19 protein-coding genes are annotated in these 26,335 nt (G+C 62.9%); 10 read left to right on the top strand and 9 right to left on the bottom strand.

The window, feature by feature from the left end; genetic code table 11:
* Positions 1 to 137: 137 nt before the first annotated feature.
* The 4 genes from fdhF to ACYG9Y_RS22040 all read right to left on the bottom strand — a co-directional run bounded on the left by fdhF (position 138) and on the right by ACYG9Y_RS22040 (position 6,187).
* Complete coding sequence (fdhF, locus tag ACYG9Y_RS22055; protein WP_023738145.1) at positions 138 to 3,050, bottom strand: formate dehydrogenase subunit alpha; 2,913 nt, start codon at positions 3,048 to 3,050, stop codon at positions 138 to 140.
* A gap of 10 nt (positions 3,051 to 3,060) precedes the next feature.
* Entirely contained in the window at positions 3,061 to 4,617 is a 1,557-nt protein-coding gene (locus tag ACYG9Y_RS22050; RefSeq protein ID WP_023738146.1) for a formate dehydrogenase beta subunit, read from the bottom strand.
* Positions 4,614 to 5,093, bottom strand: coding sequence for a formate dehydrogenase subunit gamma (locus ACYG9Y_RS22045; RefSeq protein WP_023738147.1), 480 nt, complete (start codon positions 5,091 to 5,093; stop codon positions 4,614 to 4,616). The genes ACYG9Y_RS22050 and ACYG9Y_RS22045 overlap by 4 nt, the downstream gene beginning before the upstream one ends.
* Before the next feature lie 194 nt (positions 5,094 to 5,287).
* Complete coding sequence (locus tag ACYG9Y_RS22040; RefSeq protein ID WP_023688790.1) at positions 5,288 to 6,187, bottom strand: LysR family transcriptional regulator; 900 nt, start codon at positions 6,185 to 6,187, stop codon at positions 5,288 to 5,290.
* Positions 6,188 to 6,345: 158 nt separating this feature from the next.
* Here ACYG9Y_RS22040 and ACYG9Y_RS22035 point away from each other — a divergent pair, with 158 nt between their 5' ends.
* The 3 genes from ACYG9Y_RS22035 (at position 6,346) to ACYG9Y_RS22025 (ending at position 9,263) form a co-directional block, all read left to right on the top strand.
* Entirely contained in the window at positions 6,346 to 6,987 is a 642-nt protein-coding gene (locus ACYG9Y_RS22035; RefSeq protein WP_023738148.1) for a DUF47 domain-containing protein, read from the top strand.
* Positions 6,988 to 6,990: 3 nt separating this feature from the next.
* Positions 6,991 to 7,995 carry an inorganic phosphate transporter gene (locus ACYG9Y_RS22030; RefSeq protein WP_023688789.1) on the top strand — a complete coding sequence of 335 codons (1,005 nt, stop codon included), beginning with the start codon at positions 6,991 to 6,993 and terminating at the stop codon, positions 7,993 to 7,995.
* A 77-nt stretch (positions 7,996 to 8,072) separates the two neighbouring features.
* Entirely contained in the window at positions 8,073 to 9,263 is a 1,191-nt protein-coding gene (locus ACYG9Y_RS22025; RefSeq protein ID WP_023738149.1) for an Mrp/NBP35 family ATP-binding protein, read from the top strand.
* Positions 9,264 to 9,280: 17 nt separating this feature from the next.
* Here the strand turns inward: ACYG9Y_RS22025 and ACYG9Y_RS22020 are convergent, their stop codons facing one another.
* Positions 9,281 to 9,739 (bottom strand): SRPBCC family protein, encoded by a 459-nt coding sequence (locus ACYG9Y_RS22020; protein ID WP_023738150.1) that lies wholly within the window; start codon positions 9,737 to 9,739, stop codon positions 9,281 to 9,283.
* 143 nt (positions 9,740 to 9,882) lie between these two features.
* Here ACYG9Y_RS22020 and ACYG9Y_RS22015 point away from each other — a divergent pair, with 143 nt between their 5' ends.
* The 3 genes from ACYG9Y_RS22015 (at position 9,883) to ACYG9Y_RS22005 (ending at position 13,973) form a co-directional block, all read left to right on the top strand.
* Entirely contained in the window at positions 9,883 to 11,688 is a 1,806-nt protein-coding gene (locus ACYG9Y_RS22015; protein ID WP_023688786.1) for an IlvD/Edd family dehydratase, read from the top strand.
* Positions 11,689 to 12,018: 330 nt separating this feature from the next.
* The gene (locus tag ACYG9Y_RS22010; RefSeq protein ID WP_023738151.1) at positions 12,019 to 13,500 is read left to right on the top strand and encodes a flavin monoamine oxidase family protein; all 1,482 of its coding nucleotides are present in this window, start codon (positions 12,019 to 12,021) and stop codon (positions 13,498 to 13,500) included.
* Between the two features lie 44 nt (positions 13,501 to 13,544).
* Positions 13,545 to 13,973, top strand: coding sequence for a hypothetical protein (locus ACYG9Y_RS22005; protein WP_023738152.1), 429 nt, complete (start codon positions 13,545 to 13,547; stop codon positions 13,971 to 13,973).
* 17 nt (positions 13,974 to 13,990) lie between these two features.
* Here the strand turns inward: ACYG9Y_RS22005 and ACYG9Y_RS22000 are convergent, their stop codons facing one another.
* Positions 13,991 to 15,595, bottom strand: coding sequence for a trimethylamine methyltransferase family protein (locus ACYG9Y_RS22000; protein ID WP_023738153.1), 1,605 nt, complete (start codon positions 15,593 to 15,595; stop codon positions 13,991 to 13,993).
* Positions 15,596 to 15,801: 206 nt separating this feature from the next.
* Complete coding sequence (gene pdxR / locus ACYG9Y_RS21995) at positions 15,802 to 17,295, bottom strand: MocR-like pyridoxine biosynthesis transcription factor PdxR (protein WP_023669484.1); 1,494 nt, start codon at positions 17,293 to 17,295, stop codon at positions 15,802 to 15,804.
* A gap of 427 nt (positions 17,296 to 17,722) precedes the next feature.
* Between pdxR and pgi the strand changes: the two genes are divergently transcribed.
* Together pgi and ACYG9Y_RS21985 are read left to right on the top strand one after the other, a co-directional pair.
* Entirely contained in the window at positions 17,723 to 19,366 is a 1,644-nt protein-coding gene (gene pgi, locus ACYG9Y_RS21990; RefSeq protein WP_023738155.1) for a glucose-6-phosphate isomerase, read from the top strand.
* Positions 19,363 to 20,094 carry an HAD family hydrolase gene (locus ACYG9Y_RS21985; RefSeq protein WP_023709202.1) on the top strand — a complete coding sequence of 244 codons (732 nt, stop codon included), beginning with the start codon at positions 19,363 to 19,365 and terminating at the stop codon, positions 20,092 to 20,094. The genes pgi and ACYG9Y_RS21985 overlap by 4 nt, the downstream gene beginning before the upstream one ends.
* A 347-nt stretch (positions 20,095 to 20,441) precedes the next feature.
* On the opposite strand, the gene ACYG9Y_RS21980 is transcribed toward ACYG9Y_RS21985, so the two are convergent.
* Positions 20,442 to 21,179, bottom strand: a complete 738-nt coding sequence (locus tag ACYG9Y_RS21980; RefSeq protein WP_050593122.1) for a class I SAM-dependent methyltransferase — start codon at positions 21,177 to 21,179, stop codon at positions 20,442 to 20,444.
* 29 nt (positions 21,180 to 21,208) lie between these two features.
* Positions 21,209 to 23,200 (bottom strand): long-chain fatty acid--CoA ligase, encoded by a 1,992-nt coding sequence (locus tag ACYG9Y_RS21975; RefSeq protein ID WP_023738157.1) that lies wholly within the window; start codon positions 23,198 to 23,200, stop codon positions 21,209 to 21,211.
* Positions 23,201 to 23,677: 477 nt separating this feature from the next.
* On the opposite strand from ACYG9Y_RS21975, the gene ACYG9Y_RS21970 reads away from it, so the two are divergent.
* Together ACYG9Y_RS21970 and ACYG9Y_RS21965 are read left to right on the top strand one after the other, a co-directional pair.
* Positions 23,678 to 25,276 carry an ABC transporter substrate-binding protein gene (locus tag ACYG9Y_RS21970; protein WP_023669491.1) on the top strand — a complete coding sequence of 533 codons (1,599 nt, stop codon included), beginning with the start codon at positions 23,678 to 23,680 and terminating at the stop codon, positions 25,274 to 25,276.
* Positions 25,277 to 25,323: 47 nt separating this feature from the next.
* A complete protein-coding gene (locus ACYG9Y_RS21965) occupies positions 25,324 to 26,331 on the top strand; it encodes an ABC transporter permease subunit (protein ID WP_023703511.1) in 1,008 nt (335 codons plus the stop codon).
* Positions 26,332 to 26,335 lie beyond the last annotated feature (4 nt).

Here is a 26,335-nt window from a genome sequence, read left to right as displayed (position 1 = left end):
GCCGCTTCGCGGCGCCACCTCTCCCCCCTCCGGAGGGAGAGGAAAGGCGCCATGCGGCTTAAGCTCTCCTTCCTGACGGAGTGGGGGTCGACCAACCGTCAAGATTGAAGCTCTCATTGTCGAACGCCGTGGCAAGACTACTCCGCCGCTTCCAGCTTTGCGATGCGGCGGCTCTGCTCGGCCTGCTCGTTATAGTCGCGCTGCCAGTCCGAAGGCCCGTTGGAGGCGCCGACCTGCACCGCGGTCACCTTGTACTCCGGGCAGTTGGTCGCCCAGTCGGAGAAGTCGGTGGTGATGACGTTGGCCTGCGTGTCGGGATGGTGGAACGTTGTGTAGACCACACCTGGCGACACCCGGTCGGTGATCAGCGCACGCAGCGTCGTCTCACCCGAACGGCTGGTCAGCCGCACCCAGTCGCCATCGCGCAGGCCGCGGTTCTCGGCATCGTGCGGATGGATCTCCAACCGGTCTTCCGAGTGCCACATGACGTTTTCGGTGCGCCTTGTCTGTGCACCGACATTGTACTGGCTGAGAATGCGGCCGGTGGTCAGCAGCAACGGGAAACGCGGCCCGGTCCGCTCGTCGGTCGCCACATATTCTGTGCGGATGAACTTGCCCTTGCCGCGCACGAAGCCGTCGATATGCATGATAGGCGTGCCGAGCGGCGCCTTCTCGTTGCAGGGCCATTGCACCGATCCGACACGGTCGAGCAGATCGAAGGAGACGCCGGCGAAGCTTGGCGTCGTTTTGGCGATCTCGTCCATGATTTCGGAGGGATGCTGGTAGTTCCAATCCAGCCCGATCGCGCGGGCAAGCTCCTGTGTCGCTTCCCAGTCGGCATAGCGCGCCTTCGGCTCCAGCACCTTGCGCACCATGTTGATGCGGCGCTCGGCATTTGTGAAGGTGCCGTCCTTTTCCAGGAAGGTCGAGCCCGGCAGGAAGACATGCGCGTAGTTCGCTGTCTCGTTGAGGAACAGGTCGTGCACGACGACGCATTCCATCGCCGCCAGGCCGGCCGCGACATGCTTGGTATCAGGGTCGGACTGCAGGATGTCCTCGCCCTGGATGTATATGCCCTTGAAGGATCCGTCGACGGCGGCATCCAGCATGTTGGGGATGCGCAGGCCCGGTTCGTCGTCGAGCTTCACTCCCCACAACGTCTCATAGATGTCGCGCACCACCTCGCCGGAGATGTGGCGGTAGCCTGGCAGTTCATGCGGGAACGAGCCCATGTCGCAGGAACCCTGCACGTTGTTCTGGCCGCGCAGCGGGTTCACCCCGACGCCGGGACGGCCGATATTGCCGGTCGCCATGGCAAGGTTGGCGATAGCCATAACCGTGGTCGAACCCTGGCTGTGTTCGGTCACGCCGAGGCCGTAATAAATCGCGCCATTGCCGCCCTTGGCATAGAGCCGTGCAGCACCTCGGATCAGTTCGGGATCGACGCCGGACAGCTTGCCCACGATTTCGGGGCTGTTTTCCGGCAGGGCGACGAAAGAAGCCCAATCCTGGAACTCCGCCCAGTCGCAGCGATCGCGGATGAAGGCTTCGTCGAAAAGCCCTTCGGTAACGATGACATGCGCCAGCGCCGTCAGCACCGCCACGTTGGTGCCGGGCTTCAGCGGCAGGTGATAGTCGGCCTCGATATGCGCCGACTTGACCATTTCGGTGCGGCGCGGATCGAGCACGATCAGCTTGGCGCCCTGGCGCAGCCGCTTTTTCAGCCGCGAGGCGAACACCGGGTGCGCGGAAGCCGGATTGGCGCCGATGATGACGGCGACATCGGTGAAATCGACGGAATCGAAATCCTGCGTGCCGGCCGAGGTGCCATAGGTCTGGCCGAGGCCGTAGCCGGTCGGCGAGTGGCAGACGCGGGCGCAGGTGTCGACATTGTTGTTGCGGAAGCCTTGGCGCACCAGCTTCTGCACCAGATAGGTCTCTTCATTCGTGCATCGCGAGGACGTGATGCCGCCGATCGAGGTGCGGCCGTATTGATACTGGATACGGCGGAATTCCTTGGCCGTATGGGCGATGGCCTCTTCCCAACTCACTTCGCGCCAGGGATCGCTGACCTTTTCCCGGATCATAGGCGACAGGATGCGGTCCTTGTGGGTGGCATAGCCATAGGCGAAACGGCCCTTCACGCAGGAGTGGCCGTGGTTGGCCTTGCCGTCCTTGTAGGGCATCATGCGAATGACTTCGTCGTCCTTCACTTCTGCCTTGAACGAGCAGCCGACGCCGCAATAGGCGCAGGTGGTGACGGCGGAGCGCTCGGGCATGCCTTTCTCAAGCACGGTCTTTTCACGCAGCGCATCGGTCGGACAGGCCTGCACGCAGGCGCCGCAGGATACGCATTCGGAGGCGATGAAATCCTCGTGCATGCCGGCGACCATGCGCGATTCGAAACCGCGGCCCTCGATCGTCAGCGCGAAGGTGCCCTGCACCTCCTCGCAGGCCCGCACGCAGCGCGAGCAGACGATACATTGCGCCGGATCATAGGTGAAATATGGGTTGGACTCGTCGCGGGCGATGTAGTCGACCGCCAGCGAGCCATGGCCGGGCGCGACGCCGTTTTCCTGCTTGACGTGGTTGCGGCCCTCGATGCCGAAGCGGTTCTCGGTCAGGCCGACCGATTTCGCCACAACGTCGAACTCGCTGGCGCCGGTGCCGGCCTTCTCGTCCCAGCCGGTCGGGTGGTCGGAGACGTAAAGCTCCATGACACCGCGGCGGATGGCGTCGAGCCGCTCGGATTGCGTGCGCACCACCATGCCTTCGCCGACGGGCGTCGTGCAGGATGCCGGCGTGCCGCCGCGCCCGTCGATCTCGACCAGGCAGACGCGGCAGGAGCCGAACGAGTCCAGCATGTCGGTAGCGCAGAGTTTTGGGATCTCGACCCCGCCTTCCATCGCCGCGCGCATGATCGACGTACCCTCCGGCACGCTGATGCTGCGGCCGTCGACGATCAGCGTAACCTGCTTTTGCGCCTTCGATTCCGGGGTTCCGTAATCGAGTTCTTCGATGAGTGTCGGGAAGTCGGCCTTGATATTCATCTGCCAGCTCCTATTCAGCAGCCACGCGCGCCGGCGCGGGCTTGAAATCTTCGGGGAAATGGGTGATCGAGCTCATCACCGGGTAGGGCGTGAAGCCGCCCAGCGCGCAGAGCGATCCGAACTTCATCGTGTTGCAGAGATCGGTGACCAGAGCCAGGTTCTTCTCCGGCTCGATGCCGGCGGCAATCCGGTCGATGGTCTCCACCCCGCGTATCGAGCCGATGCGGCAGGGCGTGCACTTGCCGCAGCTTTCGATGGCGCAGAACTCCATGGCAAAGCGCGCCTGCTTCAGCATGTCGGCCGTGTCGTCGAACACGGTGATGCCGGCATGGCCGATCAGCCCGTCGCGCTTCGCGAACTCTTCGTAGTCGAACGGCGTGTCGAACAGGCCGCGCGGGAAATAGGCGCCGAGCGGGCCGCCGACCTGCACCGCCTTCACCGGGCGACCAGTGGCCGTACCGCCGCCGATATCGTCGACGATTTCGCCCAGCGTCATGCCGAAGGCCGCCTCGAACAGGCCGCCGAATTTGACGTTGCCGGCGATCTGTATCGGGATCGTGCCGCGCGAGCGGCCCATGCCGAAATCCTTGTAGAAGGCAGCACCCTTGTCCATGATGATGGGCACGGAGGCTAGGCTGATGACGTTGTTGATCACCGTCGGCTTGCCGAACAGACCCTGGATTGCCGGCAGCGGTGGCTTGGCTCGCACCACGCCGCGCTTGCCTTCAAGGCTGTTCAGCAGCGAAGTTTCCTCGCCGCAGACATAGGCGCCGGCGCCGACGCGGATTTCCATGTCGAAGGCGTTGGGCGAACCCAGCACGCTGACGCCGAGCACGCCTGCCTTGCGGGCGACCTCGACAGCCTTGTTCATGACAGCCACCGCATGCGGATATTCCGAGCGGATATAGACGAACCCCTTGGTCGCGCCGGTGGCGATGCCGGCAATCGTCATGCCTTCGATGAGCACGAAGGGGTCGCCCTCCATAATCATGCGGTCGGCAAAGGTGGCGCTGTCGCCCTCGTCGGCATTGCAGACGATGTATTTGCGGTCAGATGTCGTATCGAGCACCGTCTTCCACTTGATGCCGGTCGGGAAGCCGGCGCCGCCTCGGCCGCGCAAGCCCGATTCCGTGACCTGTTTGACGATGTCGAGCGGCGCCATGGCCACCGCGTTCTGCAGGCCCTTGAGCCCGCCCAGTGACTTGTAGGCATCGAGCGATAGCGGGTCGTTGATGCCGCAACGCGCAAAGGTCAGGCGCGTCTGCTTGGCCAGGAACGGGATTTTGTCGGGCGCGCCCAGCCAGCGCTTGTGATGCCCGCCGGTGAGAAAGCCGCTGTCGAACAGGCTCTTGACGTCCGATGGCTTGACCGGCCCGTAAGCGACGCGGCCCTTTTCGGTCGCGACCTCGACCATCGGTTCGAGGAAATAGGCGCCGCGCGAGCCGTTGCGGACGATCTTGGCCTCGACGCCCCGTTCAGCCAGTTCCGCACGAACAGCCTTGGCGACCTTTTCGGCGCCGAGCGCCAGCGCGCCGGAGTCACCTGGAATGTAGATGCGCGGGATCATGAGCGTACCTCCGCGACGATCTCTTCGATCTTCTCGTCATCGAGCCGCCCGATCACCTCACCATCCAGCATCGCCGACGGTGAACAGGCGCACAGCCCGAGGCAATAGACAGGCTCAAGCGTAACCGATCCGTCGCGGGTGGTCTCATGGAAATCGATGCCCAACAACTGCTTGACCTTTGCGGCGATCGCATCCGAACCCATCGACTGGCAGGCTTCCGCCTGGCAGAGCTTGAGCACATGCCGGCCAGCCGGCCGGGCACGGAAATCATGATAGAAGGTCACGACGCCATGCACTTCGGCCCTCGACAGGTTCAGCCCATCGGCGATGACGGGCACGGCGTCCTGCGGCACGTGGCCAAATTCTTCCTGGATCTCGTGCAGGATCGGCAGCAGGGGGCCTTCGAGGCCCTTCAACTCCTGGATGATCGCCGCCGTGCGCGACTGTATCTCGGTACTTGCAGGCTGCATCGTCACGCAGCGCCCTCCCTATCGTAGCGATCGATGCATATAATCGTCCAAAAGCATGAAGCGGTTTTGGAACAACGACATGCCTACGCCGCTTAATCGCTAAGTGCTTAAGAAATCAGAGAAAACCTCTGAAATCAATAAAGCGGTTTCGTTGCACGATAGAAAATTTCTATCGTGCCGATTGACCAGTTATGACTAGCTCAGCGATTGGCGCGGAAATCGTCTGCCAGCGCCATCGCCTCGTCCAGCAGCGCCTGCACCAGCGGCGTGTGCGGTTCGCGCGGCGCGGCGACCAGCCCGACCGTGTGGCTGGCATCCGGTTCGACGATCGGAATGGCCCGGATCGGCTCGGAAAAACCGAATGTTTCCGCCAGGTTGAGCGGCATGATCGACGACCATTTGCCTGTCCGTATGTGGGAGAACAGCACGATCATCGAGTTGGATTCCAGTGTCGGGCGCACCTGCACGCCGGCCTCGGCCAGATGCTGGTCGATGATGCGGCGGTTCTGCATGTCCGGCGTCAACAAGCAGAGCGGCAGCTGGCTGATTTCGGCCCATGTCACTTTGTCGCGATCCGAATAGGGATTTCCGACCGCCGTGATCAGCTGGTAGCGCTCGTCATAGAGCGGCACGCTGGTCACCCGTCCGAGAGGCTCATTGTCGAGATAGGTGATGCCGGCATCGACGTCGAAATTGCCGAGCAGCGACAACACCTCGATCGAGGTGCGCGACAGGATAGAGAAGGTGACGCCCGGATGCTTCTCGCGAAATGGCGTCGTAAGCCGCGCCACCATGGCTAGCGCGGTTGGGATGGCGGCAATACGGATACGCCCGGACAGGCCATGTCGCGCCGCCCGCATCTCTTCGCGCATCGTCCTGGAATCGCCGACGATACGACGCGCCCACACCAGCACCTGCTTGCCTTCCGGCGTCAGCCCCTGAAAGCGCGAACCGCGATTAACCAGCATGACGCCGAGCTGGCCCTCCAGCTGCTTGATCCCGGCCGACAAGGTCGGCTGCGTGACGCCGCACGCTTCCGCCGCCCGGCCGAAATGCTCCTCCTTGGCCAGCGCGATGAAGAATTCGAGCTTGTCGATCATACCATCCGTCCGTTCGTTGCGCGCAAGGTCGGAGAAATTGCCTTTCGCCGCAAGCTCTACCCGCAATTGGCCATGCATCCACATCTTTGGGCCGGCTGGCTGTTTCCCCCGGCCGAACACGGCGCTATGTGGTTGGATGGAATACGAGGAGATCGGACATGCTGGGCTGGTTCCGCAAGCTTTTGCCGCGCGAAGATCGCTTCTTCGACCTCTTTGAACGGCATTCCCGCACCGTGGTCGGCGGCGCCGAGGCGCTGGAGCAGCTTCTGCAGGGCAAGGACATCGATCGCTGGTGCCAGAATATCATCGATCTCGAGGACGAGGCCGATCATATCACGGCCGAAGTCCTGCTGGCGGTGCGGCGCTCCTTCATCACGCCTTTCGATCGCGGCGACATCAAGGACCTGATCCAGTCGATGGATGACGCCATCGACATGATGCACAAGACCGTCAAGACGGTGAAGCTGTTCGAAAAGAAGGAATTCGACCCGCTGATGCAGGAGATGGGCGGCGTCATCGTTGCCGCCTCCAGGCTGGTTGCCGAGGCGATCCCGCTGCTCAGCAAGGTCGGCACGCACATGGTGCGCCTCAACGCCATCGCCGAAGAGGTGATGCGCGTCGAAAGTCGCGCCGACGATCTGCATGAGCAGGGATTGAAGGACCTGTTCAAGCGGCATGGCCGCAGCGATCCGATGGCCTACCTGATCGGCTCGGAGATCTACGGCCAGCTGGAGAAGGTGGTCGACCGCTTTGAGGACGTCGCCAACGAGATCAGCGGCATCGTCATCGAGAACGTTTAGGCAATGGAAGCCACCATCGCCTTTCCCGTGCTGATCGGCCTTGTCGCTGTCGCGCTGTTTTTCGATTTTCTAAACGGCCTGCACGATGCGGCGAACTCCATCGCCACCATCGTCTCCACCCGCGTGCTGAGACCGCAATATGCGGTCCTGTGGGCGGCTTTCTTCAATTTCATCGCCTTCATGTTCTTCGGCCTTCACGTGGCTGAAACCGTGGGAAAAGGTATCGTCGACGTCAGCATCGTCACGCCGGCGGTGATCTTCTCGGCGCTCGTCGGCGCCATCGTCTGGAACATCGTCACCTGGATTGCCGGCATCCCGTCCAGCAGTTCGCATGCGCTGATCGGCGGGCTCGTCGGTGCCGGCGTTGCAAAGGCTGGGCCCGGCGCCATAGTCTGGACCGGGCTTGGCAAGACGGTCGCCGCAATCGTCGTGTCGCCGGCGACAGGGTTTGTTCTGGCGCTGGTCCTGATCCTGGCCGTTTCCTGGCTGTTCGTGCGCCAGACACCGTTCGCCGTCGACAGCACCTTCCGCGTCATGCAGTTCTTTTCGGCCTCGCTTTATTCGCTAGGGCACGGCGGCAACGACGCCCAGAAAACCATGGGCATCATCGCCGTGCTGCTCTATTCGCAAGGTATGCTCGGCGGGACGTTCTACGTGCCGCTGTGGGTCGTCCTCACCTGTCAGACAGCACTGGCGCTCGGCACTTTGTTCGGCGGCTGGCGCATCGTCCACACGATGGGCTCGAAGATCACCCGGTTGAACCCGATGCAGGGCTTCTGCGCCGAGACCGGCGGCGCCATCACCCTGTTTGCCGCCACCTGGCTTGGCGTCCCCGTGTCGACCACCCATACGATCACCGGGGCCATCATCGGTGTCGGCGCTGCCCGTCGCGTCTCTGCCGTGCGCTGGGGCATTGCCGGCAACATCGTCATCGCCTGGATCGTCACCTTGCCGGCCACGGCTGCAATTTCGGCGCTCACCTACCTTGCGGTTGGCCTGGCAAGGTGAGGCGGACACCGTGGTGCTTGGAGTCGCTGCCAATCTGCACTATCTGAGCCGCAGCCAAACGCCTTAGGGAATAATGCATGTCCGTCACCAAGGAAATCGTCACCGAGCGTCTGAAGACGGTCAACGGGCCGGACTTCACCGGCAACATCGTCGACCTCGGCATGGTTTCGGAGATTTTCATCGCCGATTCGAAAGTGTTTTTCTCGATCACCGTTCCCGCCGCCCGCGCACAGGAGATGGAGCCGCTGCGCGCCGCAGCCGAGCGTGTCGTCAAGGCGATCCCTGGTGTCGCCGGCGCCGTCGTCGCGCTGACGGCGGAGAAGAAGGGCGGCGGCATGGAGGCTCCGGTTGCGTCGCGTCCCGCGCCCAGGCCCGCACCGCCGGCTGCGCCAGCCGCGCCGCGCCCAGCTCCACACTCTCCAGCCCCGCACGCCCCGGCCTCGCAAAGCTCGGGCAAGCGCGGCGTGCCCGGCATCGAGGCGATCATCGCGGTGGCGTCCGGCAAGGGCGGCGTCGGCAAGTCGACCACCGCTGTCAACATCGCGCTTGGCCTCGCCGCCAACGGTTTGCGTGTCGGCGTGCTCGATGCCGATATTTATGGGCCGTCCATGCCCAGGCTGCTCAACATCCATGGCCGGCCGCAGACCGTCGACGGCAAGATCCTGAAACCGATGGAGAATTACGGCCTTAAGGTGATGTCGATGGGCTTCCTCGTCGACGAGGAGACGCCGATGATCTGGCGCGGTCCGATGGTGATGTCGGCGCTGACGCAGATGCTGCGCGAGGTCGAATGGGGCCGCCTCGACGTGCTCGTCGTCGACATGCCGCCCGGCACCGGCGACGCGCAGCTGACTATGGCCCAGCAGGTGCCCCTGGCCGGCGCCGTCATCGTCTCGACGCCGCAGGACCTGGCGCTGATCGACGCCCGCAAGGGATTGAATATGTTCAAGAAGGTCGACGTGCCGCTGCTCGGCATCGTCGAGAACATGAGCTATTTCATAGCACCCGATACCGGCAAGCGCTACGACATCTTTGGCCATGGCGGGGCGCGGCGCGAGGCCGAGCGACTCGGCGTAACCTTCCTCGGCGAAGTGCCGCTGGAAATGGGCATTCGCGAAAGTTCTGATGAAGGCTCGCCCGTGGTGGGGTCGAAGCCCGACAGCCCCGAGGCGAAGATTTACCGCGATATTGCTTCGAAGGTCTGGGACCGGGTCAACGAAGAACGCGGCGCGGCCGAAGCGGCGGTGCCGAACATCGTGTTCGAGTAGCTCGGATATCCCTCCCCTCAAGGGGGAGGGGAACCCACCTTCTCGCCAAAGCTTGAAAAGAACTGCAAGGTCAGCTTCTTCGAAGTCGATTCGATGAGCCGGCTGCCGAGTTGGGCGATCTTGCCGCCGACTTCGGCTTTGGCCGCGTATTTGAGGACCGTCGCATCCGGCCCGTCCGCCGTCAGCGTCACGTCGGCGCCACCCTTGGCGAAGCCGGCAATACCGCCCTTGCCCTCGCCCTGGATGGTGTAGGAGTGCGGCGGCTTCAGGTTCTTCAACGTCACCTCGCCGTTGAATGTCGCCTTGATCGGTCCGATCTTCAACACCACCGTCGCCGCCATTTCGGTCGGCGATTTCATCTCCAGGTGCTGGCAGCCGGGAATGGTCGCCTGCAAAACCTTCGGATCGTTCAGCGCGTCCCACACTTTCTGCAGGGGGGCGGTAATGCGTTCCTCGCCTTCGATCACCAAAGCCATCGACACCTCCCGGACAGACTTCGAAGGCCTAACGCACGGTCTGGTCTGTGTCTATCGCACCAAAGTCCGGTTGCGACGGTGCGCCCTCTTGCCTGCTTCCGCGCGTTGCCATATCGATTTGTCTTACAAATACGGAGACCATGATGGCAGGCGCCCCCACCGGAAAGAAGAAATTTCGCTCGCAGGAGTGGTTCGACAATCCCGACAATCCAGGCATGACCGCGCTCTACCTCGAGCGCTACCTGAACTATGGCCTGACGCGGGCCGAGCTGATGTCGGGCAAGCCGCTGATCGGCATCGCCCAGACCGGCTCGGATCTGTCGCCATGCAACCGCCACCATATCGAGCTCGCCAAGCGCGTGCGCGAAGGCATCGTCTCGATGGGCGGCATCCCCTTCGAATTCCCGTGCCATCCGATCCAGGAGACCGGCAAGCGCCCGACCGCGGCACTCGACCGCAACCTTGCCTACCTCGGCCTAGTCGAAGTGCTCTACGGCTATCCGCTCGACGGCGTCGTGCTGACCATCGGCTGCGACAAAACCACGCCGGCGCTGCTGATGGCGGCGGCCACCGTCAATATTCCGGCCATAGCACTTTCGGTCGGACCGATGCTCAATGGCTGGCACAAGGGCAAGCGCACGGGATCGGGCACCATCGTCTGGGAATCGCGCCAGCGCCTCTCGGCCGGCGAGATCGACTATGACGAGTTCATGGACATCGTCGCCTCATCGGCGCCGTCGACCGGCTATTGCAACACCATGGGCACCGCCACCACGATGAACTCGCTGGCCGAGGCGCTCGGCATGCAATTGCCGGGCTCGGCTGCCATTCCGGCACCCTACCGCGAGCGCGGCCAGATCTCCTATGAGACGGGCAAGCGCATCGTCGAGATGGTGCATGAGGATCTGAAGCCATCCGACATCATGACGCGCAAGGCGTTCGAGAACGCCATTGTCGTCAATTCGGCGATTGGCGGCTCGACCAACGCGCCGATCCACCTCAACGCGATTGCCCGCCATCTCGGCGTGCCGCTCACCAATGACGACTGGCAGACGGTCGGCCTCCATGTGCCGCTCATCGTCAATCTGCAGCCATCGGGCGAATATCTCGGCGAGGACTATCATCATGCCGGCGGCGTGCCGGCTGTGGTGGCCGAACTGATGAAGGCCAAGCTGCTGCCTTATCCCGAAGCGATGACCGTCAACGGGAAATCGATCGGCGACAATTGCAAGGATGTCGCCAACGAGAACACCGACGTCATCCGCACCGTCGCCGAGCCGCTGAAGGCCAATGCCGGCTTCATCAATCTCAGCGGCAATCTGTTCGATTCCGCAATCATGAAGATGAGCGGCATCTCGCCGGAATTCCGCGAACGCTATCTCTCCAACCCGAACGACCCGGAAGCCTTCGAGGGCAACGCCATGGTCTTCGATGGTCCCGAGGACTACCACGCCCGCATCGACGATCCGGCGCAAGGCATCGACGAGCACACCATCCTGTTCATGCGCGGCGCTGGCCCAATCGGCTATCCCGGCGGCGCCGAGGTCGTCAACATGCAGCCGCCGGCCTATCTCATCAAGAAGGGCATTCACGCGCTGGCCTGCATCGGCGATGGCCGCCAGTCGGGCACATCCGGCTCGCCGTCTATCCTCAACGCTTCGCCGGAGGCCGCCATTGGCGGCGGCCTGGCGCTGCTCAAGACCGGCGACCGTGTGCGCATCGATTTACGGAAAGGCACTGCCAACATCCTCGTCACCGACGAGGAAATCACGCGCCGCCGTGCCGAACTGCAGGTCGATGGCGGCTATCATTATCCCAAGCATCAGACGCCATGGCAGGAGATCCAGCGCTCCATGGTCGACCAGTTCTCGGAGGGCATGGTGCTGAAGCCGGCGGTGAAATACCAGGACGTCGCGCACACCAGCGGCGTGCCAAGGGACAATCACTAAGCACCCGCTTGATATGCAAATGCCGGCCTGATCGGGCCGGCATGAAAGCCTTGGCGTAAGCTTGTTTGGGTGGCGGCCTCAGGGTGGAGGCGGGCCGGACGAAGCGGCGATGGCTGTGATGCCGGAGAGTCGTCCTGCCTTGCGGATGACTGGTGTGTGATACTGTTTCTTCATAGGACCCGTTGCCCGTTTTAGATCACTGCTCGCACGCCAACTGACCCACCTGTCAGTATGACATTGCAGTCCTCGTCAGTTTCGGGTTTTTTGACACGAAATCAAGAGGGGTCCAGAGAGCGTCCATGATGATGGTTTTCCGCCACGGGCGTATCCTTGCCGCCTAGCCCGATCGACATTGCCCCGGTCGACATTGCTATTGTCGGCGCGGGCATGGCCGGTCTCTTCCTGGCGTGGCGCTTGTCCCAAAGTGAAAAGCCCGCAAGGATCGCTGTTTTCGAATCCGCCGGTCGCGTCGGCGGTCGGGCCTCCACGGTCTCATTTCCCGGAGAGCCGAACTTCGGCATCGATCTCGGCGCGATGATGCTGATGCCGCAACATCGGCTGCTCAAAAAACTCATGGCGACGCTGGATGTAAAGCTGTCGGGTATGGACGTCGTCACCGGCGCCAACCGGCTCCATCTGCGCGGTAGGAGCCTGCCCTACGCCGCTATATCGCGCTTTGCGCCGCGCCGCCTGTTTGCCTATGACGTGACGCGTCGGCTGCAGGAAAAAGGCCCGTCCCGCCTGCTGCGAAAGGCGGCAGCACTGATCCTGCCGGGTTCGGAGGCCTTCGGCAGCGCCGAATGGAACGGCGCCGCAGGCTTCGTTTATCGCGGCCGCAAGCTGGCGGATTGGGCGACTTGGGATGTGCTGGCAACGGTCTTGACCCCGGAGGAAATGGCTTTTGCCGAGGACGCGGTGGGCTATTCGTTGCTCCTGCGTGGACCCAACGCCGCCGAGACGTTCAGGCTTGCGCTCGGCGAGCTGAGCGGCGGCCGCTCCTATTGTTCCCCCGATGGCGGGTTCCAGCCGGTTGCGGAGCGAATGGCCGGGCGGATCGCTGTCAGCGGCGGCGCCGTCCATCTCGATCACAACGTGACCGCCATCGCCCGCTCGGCGCAAGGGATGGTCTTGTCTGTCGAGGGGCAGGGCGGGACGGTCGAGGCGCGCAAGGTCGTGCTGGCGTTACCGGTCCGCCCCCTGCGGACCCTGCTGGAAAAGTCCGGCATCGAGCAGCCCAGCGATCTGCCGGCACCGGAACCCTGGCCGATGCTCACGCTGGCCGCCTGCTATGCCAGCCCGTGGTGGGCTCGAAACGGCATCGCGGCCGGCCACAGCGTGACCGATCTGCCGGCTCGCCAGATATGGCAGTTCACAAAAGCGGACGCTCGCGACGCGACGATTCGTCGGAGCGTCGCCATGGCCTATTGCGATGGCAGGCACATGGTATTCTGGCGCTCACTGCTGCCTGAGCTCGCTCGGCGCCACGGTTTTGCGGTTTTGGCCGAGGGACATTCCGCGCTGGAGGCCTTTCACGGCCAGATGGTCGAAGTCCATGGCAAACACGGCGCCATCTCGAAACCCATCGGCGGGTTTGCGCAGGATTGGGGTGCGCCGGCCTATGGCGGCGCGTCGCATGTCTGGGACCGTGGCATAGATATCTCCGGTATAAAACCGGCGAGCCATACGCTCGCTCCGGGCATTCATGTCTGTGGCGAAGCGTGGTCCAACAATCACGGCTGGATCGAGGGCGCGCTGGAAAGTGCGGAAGACCTGTTGCAGCGGGAATTCGGGCTCGACGCCTGGTTTGCCTGAGACTCCGGAAAGGCGATGAAAAGCGATCCTACGTTCCCATATGAATGGTCGGCTATCGGACGGAAAGTATCAACGTGACTAAACGGCGCTCTTCCCTCGGTTTCCTCGGCATGTTCGGCCGCTCGGGTGACTTGCGGGAACTGGACAACGCGCTGCGCGGCGCCGACCTTCACCCGGCACTGGTGCCAGAGGGAGTAAAGCTCACCATCGTCAATCTGATGAAGGATCACTGGCCGGACGAGCCCCCGCCAGAGGCTTATCGGTCCGTGGCGCAGCTGTTTGGTTATTGCATCGCAGGCCCACAAACCTTTGAGCAGGCCAATGGGCCGGAGCGGCGGCTGGACGCTGAGCGCCGCATCGAGGCAGCGCTTGAAACCGGCGACAGCCTGGATGCCCAGATCGTGCTGATGGCGCTGCATGGCAAGCTGATCAGCGCCGAAGTCGTCGAGCGCTTTGGGCTAAGTGCGGACTGACCTTCGTAAGGTGAAGCTTACCCGCCCATGCCGCTGCGTGGCAGCTTGATCATCTCGCCGAAGCGGGCACGCAATTTGTCGTCGAGCAGCTTCGGCACATGGCGCGGGAAGCGCTCGGCAAGCACGCGCTTCTTTTCGATGATCGCCCGCTGCAAGATGTCGGGCCGGCCCTTCTCGTTCCATTCCTTGGGCGAAAAGCGGTCGCCGACGGCCGGATAAAAATACTCGGTCTGCATCAGGCGCAGCGTCTGCTCGTTGCCGAGATAGTGGCCTGGGCCATTCATGCAGACTTCGGTGATGGTGTCGATCGACAGCGCTTCGTCGGTCACTTCGATGCCCCGCACGCAGCGCAGGCAGTGGCCCAGCATGTCATTGTCTATGATCAGGCTCTCCAGGCAAAAGCCGAGCAGCGAGGCGTGCATGCCCGCCGATTCATAGACCAGATTGAGGCCGGCAAGACCGGCCATCACATCGGTGATGCCCTTTTCATAGCCGGACTGGATGTCGGGCAGTTTCGAATCCGTCATGCCGGCGGCCGAACCGCCCGGCAGATCGTAGAACTGCGCCATCTGCGCACAGGCCGAAGTCAACACTGCCTGCTCGGCCGAGCCGCCCGACATGGCGCCGGTCCTGAGGTCGGAGACGAACGGCCAGGTGCCGAAGATCGCCGGATGCCCGGGCTTGATGGCGTTGACGTAGATGAGGCCGACCAGCACTTCGGCCACCGCTTGCACCACAGCGCCGGCAATTGCCGCCGGTGCGGTGGCGCCGGCTTGGCCGGCCGATAGAAGCAGGATCGGAATGCCGCCTTCGACGCAGGCTTCGAGCACGCCGCAGGCGTCCTCGGCAAACTTCATCGGCGGCACGACGAAGCAATTGGAGTTCGACACGAACGGCCGGGCGCGAAAGTTCTCCTCGCTGCCGGCGATCGCATAAAGCATTTCCAGCGCCGGCTGCACGTTCTCGCGCACCGTGAACGAGGTGCCGACATGCTTCGACGTCCCCATCACGCAAGCGTAGAGCGTGTTGAAGTCCATTTCGAGCGGATCGGGAATGTCGCGCGGCACCATCGGTCGCTGGAAGAAATGGATGTTGTCGAGCCCTTCGACGAGGCGGGCGGCATCATAAATGTCCTGCACCAGCGACTCGCGGTATTCGCGCTTTTCGACATCGACCAGATGCACCGCCGCACCCGCCGTGCCGTAATGCACGCGCTTGCCCTGGATCAGCATGTCATGCCTGGGGTCCTGGCCGTGCAGCGTAAAATTCCTCGCGGCTCGTCTGATCGTGTCCATCACAAGCCCACGTGGGAAACGGACGCGGCCGTCATCGCCATAGACGGCGCCGACCCCGGTCAGAGCCTCGATGCAGGAGGGAATGGCATTGGCGAAGCCGACGGTCTCCAGTAGCGTCAGCACCGCTTCATGGATGCGTTCCTGGTCGTTCTGGTTGAGCGGCCCGTAGCTGCCGCCTTCGAGGCCGGCGCGCACCGGCCGGATATCGTCGGCAAGCGGTGCGGCCCGCATGGCGCGGCGCGCTTCGCGCCCGCCGGATCGGCGCGAACGCTGGTCGGCTGATGCATCTTTAGGAGCCGCATCCTGCTTCTCAACAGCCACTGACATGGGGGCACTCCACCTTTAGTTTGCGAAACACGACGCGATGATTGGTCCACCGTCGGCTTGCTTCGTCCCTCTGTCAGCCGACTATGCCGTTGCCATTGGCCCAGCCTATGGGCCAGTCAACGCAGCCGAGTATGCCAGAGAGCTAATGCAGAATGTTGGTGATCATGCCAAGGGCCGGGGCTGTTCAAAGCTCCGGCACAGGCAAATCAGGCTGCCGCGGGCCTGCGTCCGGCCGCAGTCGCGAGCTCGCGAATACCCGGCTCGATGTGCTGCAGCGCGATCGAGGAAATGCCCAAGCGCATGAAACGCGACGGCTTTTCGGTGCGATCGAAGAAACGATCGCCGGGCTCGATGATGACGCTGCGCGACGCCGCGGCCTCGGCCAGTCCACGTGAATCGGTGCCGCGCGGGCCTTCCAGCCAGAGCGATGTGCCGCCGGCCGAATCGGTCGAGCGCCATTCCGGCAGGAATGCGGAAATCGCATGGACCAGACGCTTGCGTCGCTCATCGAAGGCCGACGACAGCCGCCGCACCAGGGCTTCGTGATGGCCGAGCGACAGGAACAGCGCGACCGCGCGCTGGTTGTTGGCCGGCGGGTGCCTGAGCATGAAGCGGCGCAGCGCCCTAAGCTCGGAGATTAGTCCAGCCGAAGCGACGATGTAGCCAAGCCGCAGGCCCGGAGCCAGCGTCTTCGACATCGAGCCGACATAGACGACGCGACCCGAGCGATCGAGGCTCTTCAGCGCCTGCTGCGGCGCCTCGTCGAGAAGCTGGCTGTCATAGCCGTCCTCGATGATGATCTGGTTGTGGCGGTTGGCGCGCGCCAGAAGGTCCTGCCGCCGCTCCGCCGACAGCGGCACCATGGTCGGGCAGTGGTGGCTGGGGGTGACGAAGACAAAGCCGGAATCGTTGGGGATGGACGAGGTGACGATGCCGGACTGATCGACCGGAACCGGCTGGATTTCGGCGCCTGCCAGGCGGAAGATCGAGCGCGCGTCGGGGTATCCCGGGTCTTCCATCGCGACCTTGGAGCCCTTTGTCATCAGCAGTGTCGCCAGCATATAGAGCGCGTTCTGGGCGCCGAGCGTGACGATGATCTCGTCCGGATTGGCGAAGATGCCGCGCCGCGGCAACAGCCGCGCCTGGATCTGCTCGATCAAGAGCGGATCGTCGCGGTCGACCATGTCGGAGGCCCAGTTGCGGATTTCGAGCACGGCCAGCGCCATGCGGTTGCACTCACGCCATTCGGCTGTCGGGAACAGCGCCGGGTCGAACTGGCCGTAGACGAAGGGGTAGGACGACTTGATCCAGTTGTCGTGCTTGGCCGGTGGCGGCATGTCGCTGGCGGCGATCTGCCGGCGTGCCTTCCAGTCGATCTCGTTCTGCTGGTCGGGCGCCTTCTGGTGCGGCTTGGCGGGGGTGGCCAGCACATCCGGATTGACGAAATGGCCGCGCCGTTCGCGCGCGACCAGGAAACCTTGATCGACCAATTGCTGGAACGCCAGCACCACAGTGCCGCGCGCGACGCCGAGTTTCTCGGCCAGGATGCGGCAGGACGGAAGCGGCATCGAAGCGGCGATCTGCCGGTCGAGAATGGCGGCGACGATCGCCTGACGGATCTGCGCCTGCAGGGTCTGGCCCGATTCCGCCGAAATCCGGAACAGGCCGGACCATATGGCCGTGTCGTTACGCTGTGGCATGGAAGGTGTTCCTCGATGGCCAGTCTTTTTTGCTTGGCTGGACCAGCGGAAGGTAACCGTGGCACAAGGGGTTGCGCCAATCAATTTTTCTGATCGCTGGGATTTATGCCAGTGATCTATGCGCGACGCGCAGCGTCGTCGCATCCCCGGGTGACGCTTGCGTCATCCCGCAGCGCGGACGCCCGCGCGATGCGCAGCGTCGTCGCGCCTCATTATCCCCAGCGCGATGCGAAGCGTCGTCGCTACTCCCATCACATCATCCAGCGCGACGCGCAGCGTCGTAGCTCCATCACATCGCACTATGCTGCACTGCGTCATCCCCACGCATTGAAACATGGGGAATTCGGCTCGATAACATCACCCCGACGACACGCGCCGGAAACATCCGGTCTGATAAGATGTCGTGAAAAACGATCAGGAGCCGGCAGTGGATCATTCCTCCTTCGACAACCAGCTTGTCGCATTGCGTTCTGCGCGCGCGGCGGCATCGGGCACGATGCGCGAGGCGTTTGCCGCGGACCCCAAGCGCTTCGAGACATTTTCGGCCAGCGATGGCGACCTTTTGCTCGACTGGTCGAAATGCGCGGTCGACCAGCGCACGATGGAACTGCTCGAGAAGCTCGCCGCCGCCGCCGATCTCGAAGGTCGCCGCGCCGCAATGTTTTCCGGCAAGAAGATCAACATCACCGAGGATCGCGCCGTGCTGCACACCGCGCTGCGCAACCTCTCGGGCAAGGGCGTCACGGTCGATGGCCAGGACGTCAAGGCGGATGTGCTGTCCGTGCTCGACGCCATGGGCGCTTTCGCCGATGCCATTCGCTCCGGCAAGGCCGCCGGCGCCACCGGCAAGAAAATCACCGACATCGTCAACATCGGCATTGGCGGCTCCGATCTCGGCCCGGCCATGGCGACGCTGGCGCTGGCGCCCTATCACGACGGCCCGCGCGCGCACTACGTCTCCAACATCGACGGCGCCCATATCCACGACACGCTGAAGGGCCTGTCGGCCGAAACCACTCTGTTCATCATCGCCTCCAAGACCTTCACCACGGTCGAGACGATGACCAATGCCGAGACGGCGCGCGAATGGGTGCAGAAGGCGCTCGGCAAGGAAGCAGTCGGCAAGCAATTCGCCGCCGTCTCGACCGCGCTCGACCTGGTGGCGAAATTTGGGATTGAGGCCGATCGCGTGTTCGGCTTCTGGGACTGGGTCGGCGGCCGCTATTCGCTGTGGGGCGCCATCGGCCTGCCGGTGATGATCGCCATCGGCCCGCGCAACTTCCGCGCCTTCCTCGATGGCGCGCATGAGATGGACGAGCACTTCCGCACCGCACCCCTGCAGAAGAACCTGCCGGCGCTGCTGGGGCTGGTCGGCTGGTGGCATCGCGTGATCTGCGGTTATCCGGCGCGTGCGGTCATCCCTTATGACCAGCGCCTTTCCAGGCTGCCGGCCTATCTGCAGCAGCTCGACATGGAATCGAACGGCAAGGGCGTCACCCTCGACGGCACGCCGGTGACGACGCCGACCGGACCGCTGGTCTGGGGCGAGCCCGGCACCAATGGCCAGCACGCCTTCTTCCAGCTGCTGCACCAGGGCACCGATTTCATCCCGGTCGAGTTCCTTGCCGCTGCCGTCGGCCATGAGCCTGATCTCAAGCACCAGCACGATCTACTGCTTGCCAATTGCTTGGCCCAATCGGAAGCGTTGATGAAGGGCCGCACGCTGGACGAGGCGCGCGCGCAGATGCTGGCCAAGGGCATGAAGCCGGCCGATGTCGACAGAATAGCCCCGCACCGTGTCTTCTCCGGCAACCGCCCGTCGGTGACGATCCTCTACCGCAAGCTCGACCCGCGCACCTTCGGCCGGCTGATCGCGCTTTACGAGCACCGCGTCTTCGTCGAAGGCACTCTGTTCAACATCAATTCCTTCGACCAATGGGGCGTCGAGCTCGGCAAGGAGCTGGCGACCGGCCTGTTGCCAGTCGTGGAAGGCAAGGAGAGCGCCGACAAGCGCGACGCATCGACGGCCGGGCTGGTGGCGCGCATCCAGCAACTGCGGGGGGCTCAATGAAAAATCCGGCCGACATCAAGGGCATCTTGTTCGACAAGGACGGCACGCTTGTCGATTTCAACGCGACCTGGCTCGGCATCGCCGATTTCATGGCCATGGACGCCGCCGAGGGCGATCGCTGGAAAGCCGACAGGCTGCTTTCGGCGGCGGGCTTCGATTTTGTCGCCAAGCGTTTCAAGCCGGATTCCATCTTCGCCTCGGGCACCAACATGGATGTCGTCGAACTATGGTTCCCGCGCCTGTCCGACGAGGACCAGATGCTGGCCGTCGCCCGCTTCAACGAGATCACCTCGGTGCAAGGCTCATCGATGGCGGTGGCCCTGCCCGGCATCGTCGCGGCGCTGACGGCTCTGCACAAGCGATCCTACCGGCTCGGCGTCGCCACCAACGATTCGACTGCCGGTGCCGAAAAGACCATGGTCACGCTCGGCGTCGCCCAGCTGTTCACCGCCGCCTATGGCTATGACGCGGTCGCCAATCCGAAACCGGCGCCGGACACGATCGTCGCCTTTTGCGACCTGACCGGGTTGAAGGCGTCCGAGATCGCCATGGTCGGCGACAACCGCCACGACCTGGAGATGGCGCGTGCTGGCGGCTGCGGCCTGGCGGTCGGCGTGCTCTCCGGCACCGGCACGCGTGAATCGCTGTCGGCGATCGCCGATGTCGTTTTGGATTCGGTCGCCGATTTGCCAGACTTTCTCTCGGCGCGGGTCAAGGAGACGGTCTGAAGGGGGCCTGGGGCAAACTCAATTCGACTCGAGATTTCCCGCCAATGGCCGCGTTGGGCGAAGCAGCCCATGAAAACTATGGAGCTTCTGGTTTGTTTTCGGACACAGTGGGCCACTCATCAGCAGAGCAAACGTACCCGCATTTGCCGCACCTGATCTTGGCGCTTGCGTTATCGATGTCTTCGCCCGGCTGAAGGTCGAAGCCGCGATTTTCGCACTTTGGGCAAACTGTGAAACCGATACGTTGAACAACTTTAATCCACGCCATTCGACTTCTCCTATCAACGGCTAATCGAATCTATTTTCTGCCCCTTGAGGTTTGTCCACAATGAGTAGAATCCGGCCATTCAGAGCGACTGGGCTTTGCCGCGTCGCGCTAGCAAATCTTCCGGCTCGAACCAAAACACACCGCTCAGCCTGCCCGCAGCGCCCTTCGCGTCACCGAAGTCCGGCACTTGATATTCCGCAACCAACCGAAGCCGCGACAGCGGCAGATCGGCGCGGCGGGGGTCGCCGACCAGCACTTCGATGCCGGCTGCCAGGCAGCGGTCGAGGAACGGAATAACTCGTATCGCAACCTCGCGGCCGTAGAACACGTCGCCGGCAAGCACGAGGTCGACGGCCGGCGGCGGGCCTGTGGTGATGTCCTTGTCGACAATGGTGATCTCGACGCCGTTGGCCAACGCGTTGAGGCCGATCGCGGCGACGCCGTTGCGGTCGATCTCCGCCGCGATCACCGCGCTGGCGCCGGCCTTGGCGGCGGCGATGCCGACGAGGCCGGAGCCGGCGCCGAGATCGAGCACGCGTCGGCCGGCTACGCTTTGCGGATGGTCGAGTATATAGCGCGCAAGCACCGCCCCGCCGGCCCATGGATAGGCCCAGTAGGGCGGCGGTGGCTGAGGCGCGTCGTCGACTGGCTCAACCGCATCGTCGTCCGCGCCTTGGTGCGGGTCGACAAGCCGCCTCAGGCCGCTGCCGGGATGAGCCGTGTAGAGTTGGATTTCAGGAAGTGCTGGAACAGGCGCAAGCCGCAGGTTCGCCCTGATGAACACTACTGCATCGGCACGCCGACTATCGTCCGCCATCCCGCCGTCGCCAGGCTCGCCGTTCAAATTTATTCCCGCAGCGCCCGGCGCAAAATCTTGCCCACCGGCGTCTTCGGCAGTTCGGTTCGGAACTCGATGTATTTCGGCCGTTTGTAGCCGGTCAGGTTCTCGCGGCAATAGGCGGTCAGTGCCTCGACGGTCAGCGCCGGGTCCTTCTTGACCACGAACAGCTTCGGCACCTCGCCCGAATGCTCGTCCGGCACGCCGATCGCCGCCACTTCGAGCACGCCCGGATGCTGGGCGACGACTTCCTCGAGTTCGTTGGGATAGACGTTGAAGCCGGAGACCAGGATCATGTCCTTCTTGCGGTCGACGATCTTGGTGTAGCCGCGCTCGTCCATGAAGCCCATGTCGCCGGATTTGAAAAACCCGTCCTTGGTCATCACCTTGGCGGTCTCGTCCGGCCGGTTCCAGTAACCGGCCATGACCTGCGGCCCGCGAATGCAGATCTCGCCGACCTCGCCGAGCGGCAGGTTGTTGCCGTCATCGTCGCGGATGACGATCTCGGTCGACGGCAGCGGCAGGCCGATCGTGCCGGTGAAATTGCTGTCGCTGAACTTGTTGGCGGTGGCCACCGGCGAGGTCTCCGACAGCCCGTAGCCCTCGGTGATCGAATTGCCGGTCAGCGCCTTCCAGCGCTCGGCAACCCCCTTCTGTACCGCCATGCCACCACCCAGCGTCATGATCAGCGGCTTGAAGTCGAGCTTGCGGAAATCCTCGTTGTTGAGCAGCGCGTTGAACAGCGTGTTGAGGCCGGGGAAAATGTGCATCGGGTATTTCTGCAGCTCCTTGACGAAGCCGGGAATGTCGCGCGGGTTGGGAACGAGCACGTTCTGGGCGCCCTGCTGCATGCCCATCAGCGCGTTCACCGTCAGCGCGAAGATATGGTAGAGCGGCAGCGCGCAGATGAAGTTGAGATGCGCCGGTTTCGGCTTGATCGCATAGGCGTCCTGCAGCCACAGCGTGTTCTGCGCGACATTGGACAGCACATTGGAGTGCAGCAGCACAGCACCTTTGGAAATCCCCGTGGTTCCGCCGGTATATTGCAGGAAGGCGACGTCGCTGGCCTCCATCTTGGCCGGTTTGAAGGCGATGCCGGCGCCGGCCTTCACCGCCGCATTGAACTTGACATGGCCGGGCAGCGACCAGGCCGGCACCATCTTCTTCACCCGGCGCACGACCAGGTTGACGATCGTGCCCTTGAGGCCGCCGAGCATGTCGCCCATCGCCGCGACCACCACATGCTTGACCGCCGTCCTGGCAATCACCGCGTCCAGGGTGCTGGCGAAATTCTCCAGAATGACGATCGCCTGCGCGCCAGAATCCTTGAGCTGGTGTTCGAGCTCGCGCGGCGTGTAGAGCGGATTGATGTTCACCACGACATAGCCGGCGCGAAGCACGGCCATCATTGCCACCGGATATTGCAGCACATTCGGCATCATCAGCGCCACGCGTGCACCCTTCTGCAGGCCCTTCGATTGCAAATATGCGCCGAAGGCGGCCGATTGCCGCTCGAGTTCGGCATAGGAGATCGACTTGCCCATGCAGACGTATGCCGGCTGGCCGGAAAACTGCTTGCAGGCGCCGACGAGGAAGTCGCCGATCGAACTGTAGGGCAGGGCGCCGATCTCCGCCGGCACGACTTTCGAATAGCTTTTTAGCCATGGCTTTTCCGGCAAGCCCGCGGCAAGCGCCGTCAGCGTATTCGGCAGTTTTTTGGCCGCGCCCGGCGACGGCTTCGAGGCGGGCTTCGCCGCGGCTGTCTTGGCGGCTGGCGGCTGGGCGGGCTTTGCAGCGGGTGCTGTCTTCGCCGCGCGCTTGACCGCAGGTTTCGCCGCCGGCTTGGCGCTTGCCTTCGCCGGCGTCGAGATTGCCGTTGGCTTGACGGCGGGAGTGGCTTTGGCCGGTGGCGCTTTCGACTTGAAGGCAGCGGCGGCCGGTTTTGAAGCTTTCGCCGCTTTTGCTTTCGCCGGGGCCGTTGTCTTTGTTGCTTTCGCCACCTCTAGCCTCCCTCAGTCGTTCTGTTGCCTGCTCCATGCTGCGCCGCCTCGATGTGGTGAGGCGTCCTCCGCTGCAGCGATGTCGCGGATTCCCGGAAAATCCAGCGTGTCATCTATCTATTGCGACTATCGGCGGGCGTGCAAGTCTTGCCCCAGCGGCAGGACGGCAAAGATTTGCCGTCGAAATCCTTCCCGCGATGCCAGCTCAGGCAATGCCGTCCTGTCATCTCGGTGGCGAAACCCAGGCTTGTGGATTTTTGGCTTACGATTGCTGCGATCAATGAAAAAATGCGGTCGTTAACAATCCCGTGATTAGCAGATTTTGCTATTTCTTTCTGTAGTTCGTCAAAGACCGAGAAATATTTTCTGCTTACGGTGGGGTAGGCAAACAGGGTGTTCCAAAGCCGGAAAAACGGTGCTTATATGCGCGCTTCGCGAGCCTATAGAGGGGCTTGGAAGAACATCAGGGAGTGCTCAATGAAAAAGAAACTGACTTTTGCAGCCGCGTTGCTGGCTGCAAGCGTCCTCGGCGGTGTGGCCAATGCCAAGACGCTGGTCTATTGCTCGGAGGCCTCGCCGGCCAACTTCGACCCGGGTACCACGACGGGCGGCAACGACTTCGACGCCTCGTCGCGCACCGTCTATTCGCGCCTGGTCGAGTTCAAGCATGGCGGCACCGAAGTTGTGCCCGGTCTCGCCGACAAATGGGAGATTTCGGACGACGGCCTGGTCTATACTTTCCACCTGCATCCGGGCGTGAAGTTCCAGACGACGGATTTCTTCAAGCCGACGCGTGATTTCAATGCCGACGACGTCGTCTTTTCGTTCGATCGCCAGTTCAACAAGGAAAACCCCTGGAACGGCGAGAAGTACCTGCCGAACCTGACCTGGGACTACTACACCGGCATGGACATGCCGAAATACGTAGCCAAGTGGGAAAAGGTCGATGACCTGACCGTGAAGCTGACGCTGACCGAGCCGAACGCGCCGATGCTGGCCAATCTCGGCATGGACTTCGCCTCGATCGTGTCGAAGGAATATGCCGACCAGCTGGAAAAAGACGGCAAGATGGCCGACTTCTCGACCAAGCCGGTCGGTACAGGTCCGTTCCAGTTCGTCGACTACCAGCTGGATTCGGTCATCCGCTATGCGGCCAACCCGGACTACTTCAAGGGCAAGGAGAAGATCGACGATCTCGTCTTCGCGATCACGCCTGACGCCACCGCCCGCATCCAGAAGGTGCTCGCCGGCGAATGCGATATCGCGCCCTATCCGAATCCTGCCGACATCGGCACGATCAAGGCCAACGCCGACGTGACCCTGATGGATCAGGCTGGCCTCAACATCGGCTATATGAGCTACAACACCACCATCCCGCCGCTCGACAAGCCTGAAGTGCGCCATGCGCTCAACCAGGCGATCGATCGGGAATCGCTCATCAAGTCGCTGTTCCAGGACGCCGGCGCCACGCCGGCCGTAAACCTGATCCCGCCGACCATGTGGTCGTGGAACAAGGACGTGAAGTCCGACGCCTATGATCCGGAAGCAGCCAAGAAGGTGCTGGCCGATGCCGGATTGAAGGAGATCCAGCTTTGGGCCTCCGACCGCGTCCGTCCCTACAACCCGAACTTCCAGCGCGCCGCCGAACTGATCCAGGCTGACTGGGCCAAGGTCGGCGTCAAGGCGGAAATCGTCAGCTACGAGTGGACGAAGTACCGCGAAGAAGGCAAGAAGAAGGAACGACCGGGCGCCTTCCAGATCGGCTGGACCGGTGACAATGGCGATCCGGACAATTTCTTCGCCACGCTGTTCGCCTGCTCGGCCATCGGCGTGTCGAACTACTCCAGCTGGTGCGACAAGGACTTCGAGGATCTGATCCAGAAGGCCAAGAAGACCAGCGACCAGGCCGAACGTACCAAGCTCTATGAAGAGGCGCAGGTTGTCTTCCAGAAGCAGGCTCCGGCCTTCCTCATGGCACACAGCCAAGTCTACGCAGTCGTGCGCAAGAATGTCAGCGGCTTCATGATGGACCCGCTCGGCATTCATCGCTTCGACGGCGTCGACAAGGCCGAATAGAACTGTTAGGCGGGCGGCGCGCAATCAGGCGCCGCCCGCTTTTCAAGATGCTCCGATATCTCCTAAACAAAATCGTCTTGGTGCTGCCGACGCTGATCGGCATCACCATCTGCGCCTTCGCTTTCGTCAGGCTGCTGCCCGGCGATCCCATTCTTGCCATGGCCGGCGAGCATGGCGTGTCGCCCGAGCGTTACGCGGAACTGAAGGAACAGTTCGGCTACAATTTGCCGATCTGGGAGCAATACGCGCATTATGTCCGCGATGCCGCGACCGGTAATTTCGGCGTGTCGATTTCGTCCAAGCGGCCGGTCATCGAAGATTTCATGACGCTGTTCCCGGCAACCATCGAGCTCTCCGTCTTCGCCATGATCTTCGCCATGGTGCTGGCCATACCGGCCGGCATCATTGCTGCGGTCAAACGCGGCTCCTGGTTCGACCAGGGGCTTATGGGCACCGCCCTCGTCGGCTATTCCATGCCGATCTTCTGGTGGGGCCTGCTGCTGATCATCTTTTTCTCCGGCTATCTCGGCTGGACCCCGGTTTCAGGCCGCATCGGCCTTCAGTTCTTTATCAAGCCGATCACCGGCTTCTTGACCCTCGACAGCCTGCTCTACGGCAAATGGGATGCTTTCCGCTCGGCATTGAGTCACCTGGTGCTGCCGACAATTGTGCTCGGCACCATCCCGCTGGCGGTGATCGCGCGCCAGACGCGCTCGGCCATGCTCGAAGTGCTGGGCGAAGACTATGTGCGGACCGCCCGCGCCAAGGGCCTGTCGTCGTCCCGCGTCATCGGCGTGCATGCGCTGCGCAATGCGCTGATCCCGGTGGTCACCACCATCGGCCTGCAGGTCAGTACCCTGCTCGCCGGCGCCATTCTCACAGAAACCATCTTCGCCTGGCCGGGCATCGGCAAGTGGATGGTCGAATCCATATCCAAGCGCGACTATGTCGTCGTGCAGTCAGGCTTGCTGCTGATCGCCCTTATCGTCATGGCGGTGAACCTGATCGTCGACGTGCTTTATGCCGTCATCAACCCGCGCATCAGGGCGGCGTGATGAG

Source organism: Mesorhizobium sp. W050 (assembly GCF_054719535.1).
This window is presented reverse-complemented; position numbering and strand designations above follow the sequence as displayed.

Excerpts from the sequence above, each read along its gene's own strand:
- fdhF (WP_023738145.1), bottom strand. The coding sequence starts at position 3,050 with ATGAATATCAAGGCCGACTTCCCGACACTCATCGAAGAACTCGATTAC.
- ACYG9Y_RS22050 (WP_023738146.1), bottom strand. The coding sequence starts at position 4,617 with ATGATCCCGCGCATCTACATTCCAGGTGACTCCGGCGCGCTGGCGCTC.
- ACYG9Y_RS22040 (WP_023688790.1), bottom strand. The coding sequence starts at position 6,187 with ATGATCGACAAGCTCGAATTCTTCATCGCGCTGGCCAAGGAGGAGCAT.
- ACYG9Y_RS22035 (WP_023738148.1), top strand. The coding sequence starts at position 6,346 with ATGCTGGGCTGGTTCCGCAAGCTTTTGCCGCGCGAAGATCGCTTCTTC.
- ACYG9Y_RS22030 (WP_023688789.1), top strand. The coding sequence starts at position 6,991 with ATGGAAGCCACCATCGCCTTTCCCGTGCTGATCGGCCTTGTCGCTGTC.
- ACYG9Y_RS22025 (WP_023738149.1), top strand. The coding sequence starts at position 8,073 with ATGTCCGTCACCAAGGAAATCGTCACCGAGCGTCTGAAGACGGTCAAC.
- ACYG9Y_RS22020 (WP_023738150.1), bottom strand. The coding sequence starts at position 9,739 with ATGGCTTTGGTGATCGAAGGCGAGGAACGCATTACCGCCCCCCTGCAG.
- ACYG9Y_RS22015 (WP_023688786.1), top strand. The coding sequence starts at position 9,883 with ATGGCAGGCGCCCCCACCGGAAAGAAGAAATTTCGCTCGCAGGAGTGG.
- ACYG9Y_RS22005 (WP_023738152.1), top strand. The coding sequence starts at position 13,545 with ATGGTCGGCTATCGGACGGAAAGTATCAACGTGACTAAACGGCGCTCT.
- ACYG9Y_RS22000 (WP_023738153.1), bottom strand. The coding sequence starts at position 15,595 with ATGTCAGTGGCTGTTGAGAAGCAGGATGCGGCTCCTAAAGATGCATCA.
- pdxR (WP_023669484.1), bottom strand. The coding sequence starts at position 17,295 with ATGCCACAGCGTAACGACACGGCCATATGGTCCGGCCTGTTCCGGATT.
- ACYG9Y_RS21985 (WP_023709202.1), top strand. The coding sequence starts at position 19,363 with ATGAAAAATCCGGCCGACATCAAGGGCATCTTGTTCGACAAGGACGGC.
- ACYG9Y_RS21980 (WP_050593122.1), bottom strand. The coding sequence starts at position 21,179 with ATGGCGGACGATAGTCGGCGTGCCGATGCAGTAGTGTTCATCAGGGCG.
- ACYG9Y_RS21970 (WP_023669491.1), top strand. The coding sequence starts at position 23,678 with ATGAAAAAGAAACTGACTTTTGCAGCCGCGTTGCTGGCTGCAAGCGTC.
- ACYG9Y_RS21965 (WP_023703511.1), top strand. The coding sequence starts at position 25,324 with ATGCTCCGATATCTCCTAAACAAAATCGTCTTGGTGCTGCCGACGCTG.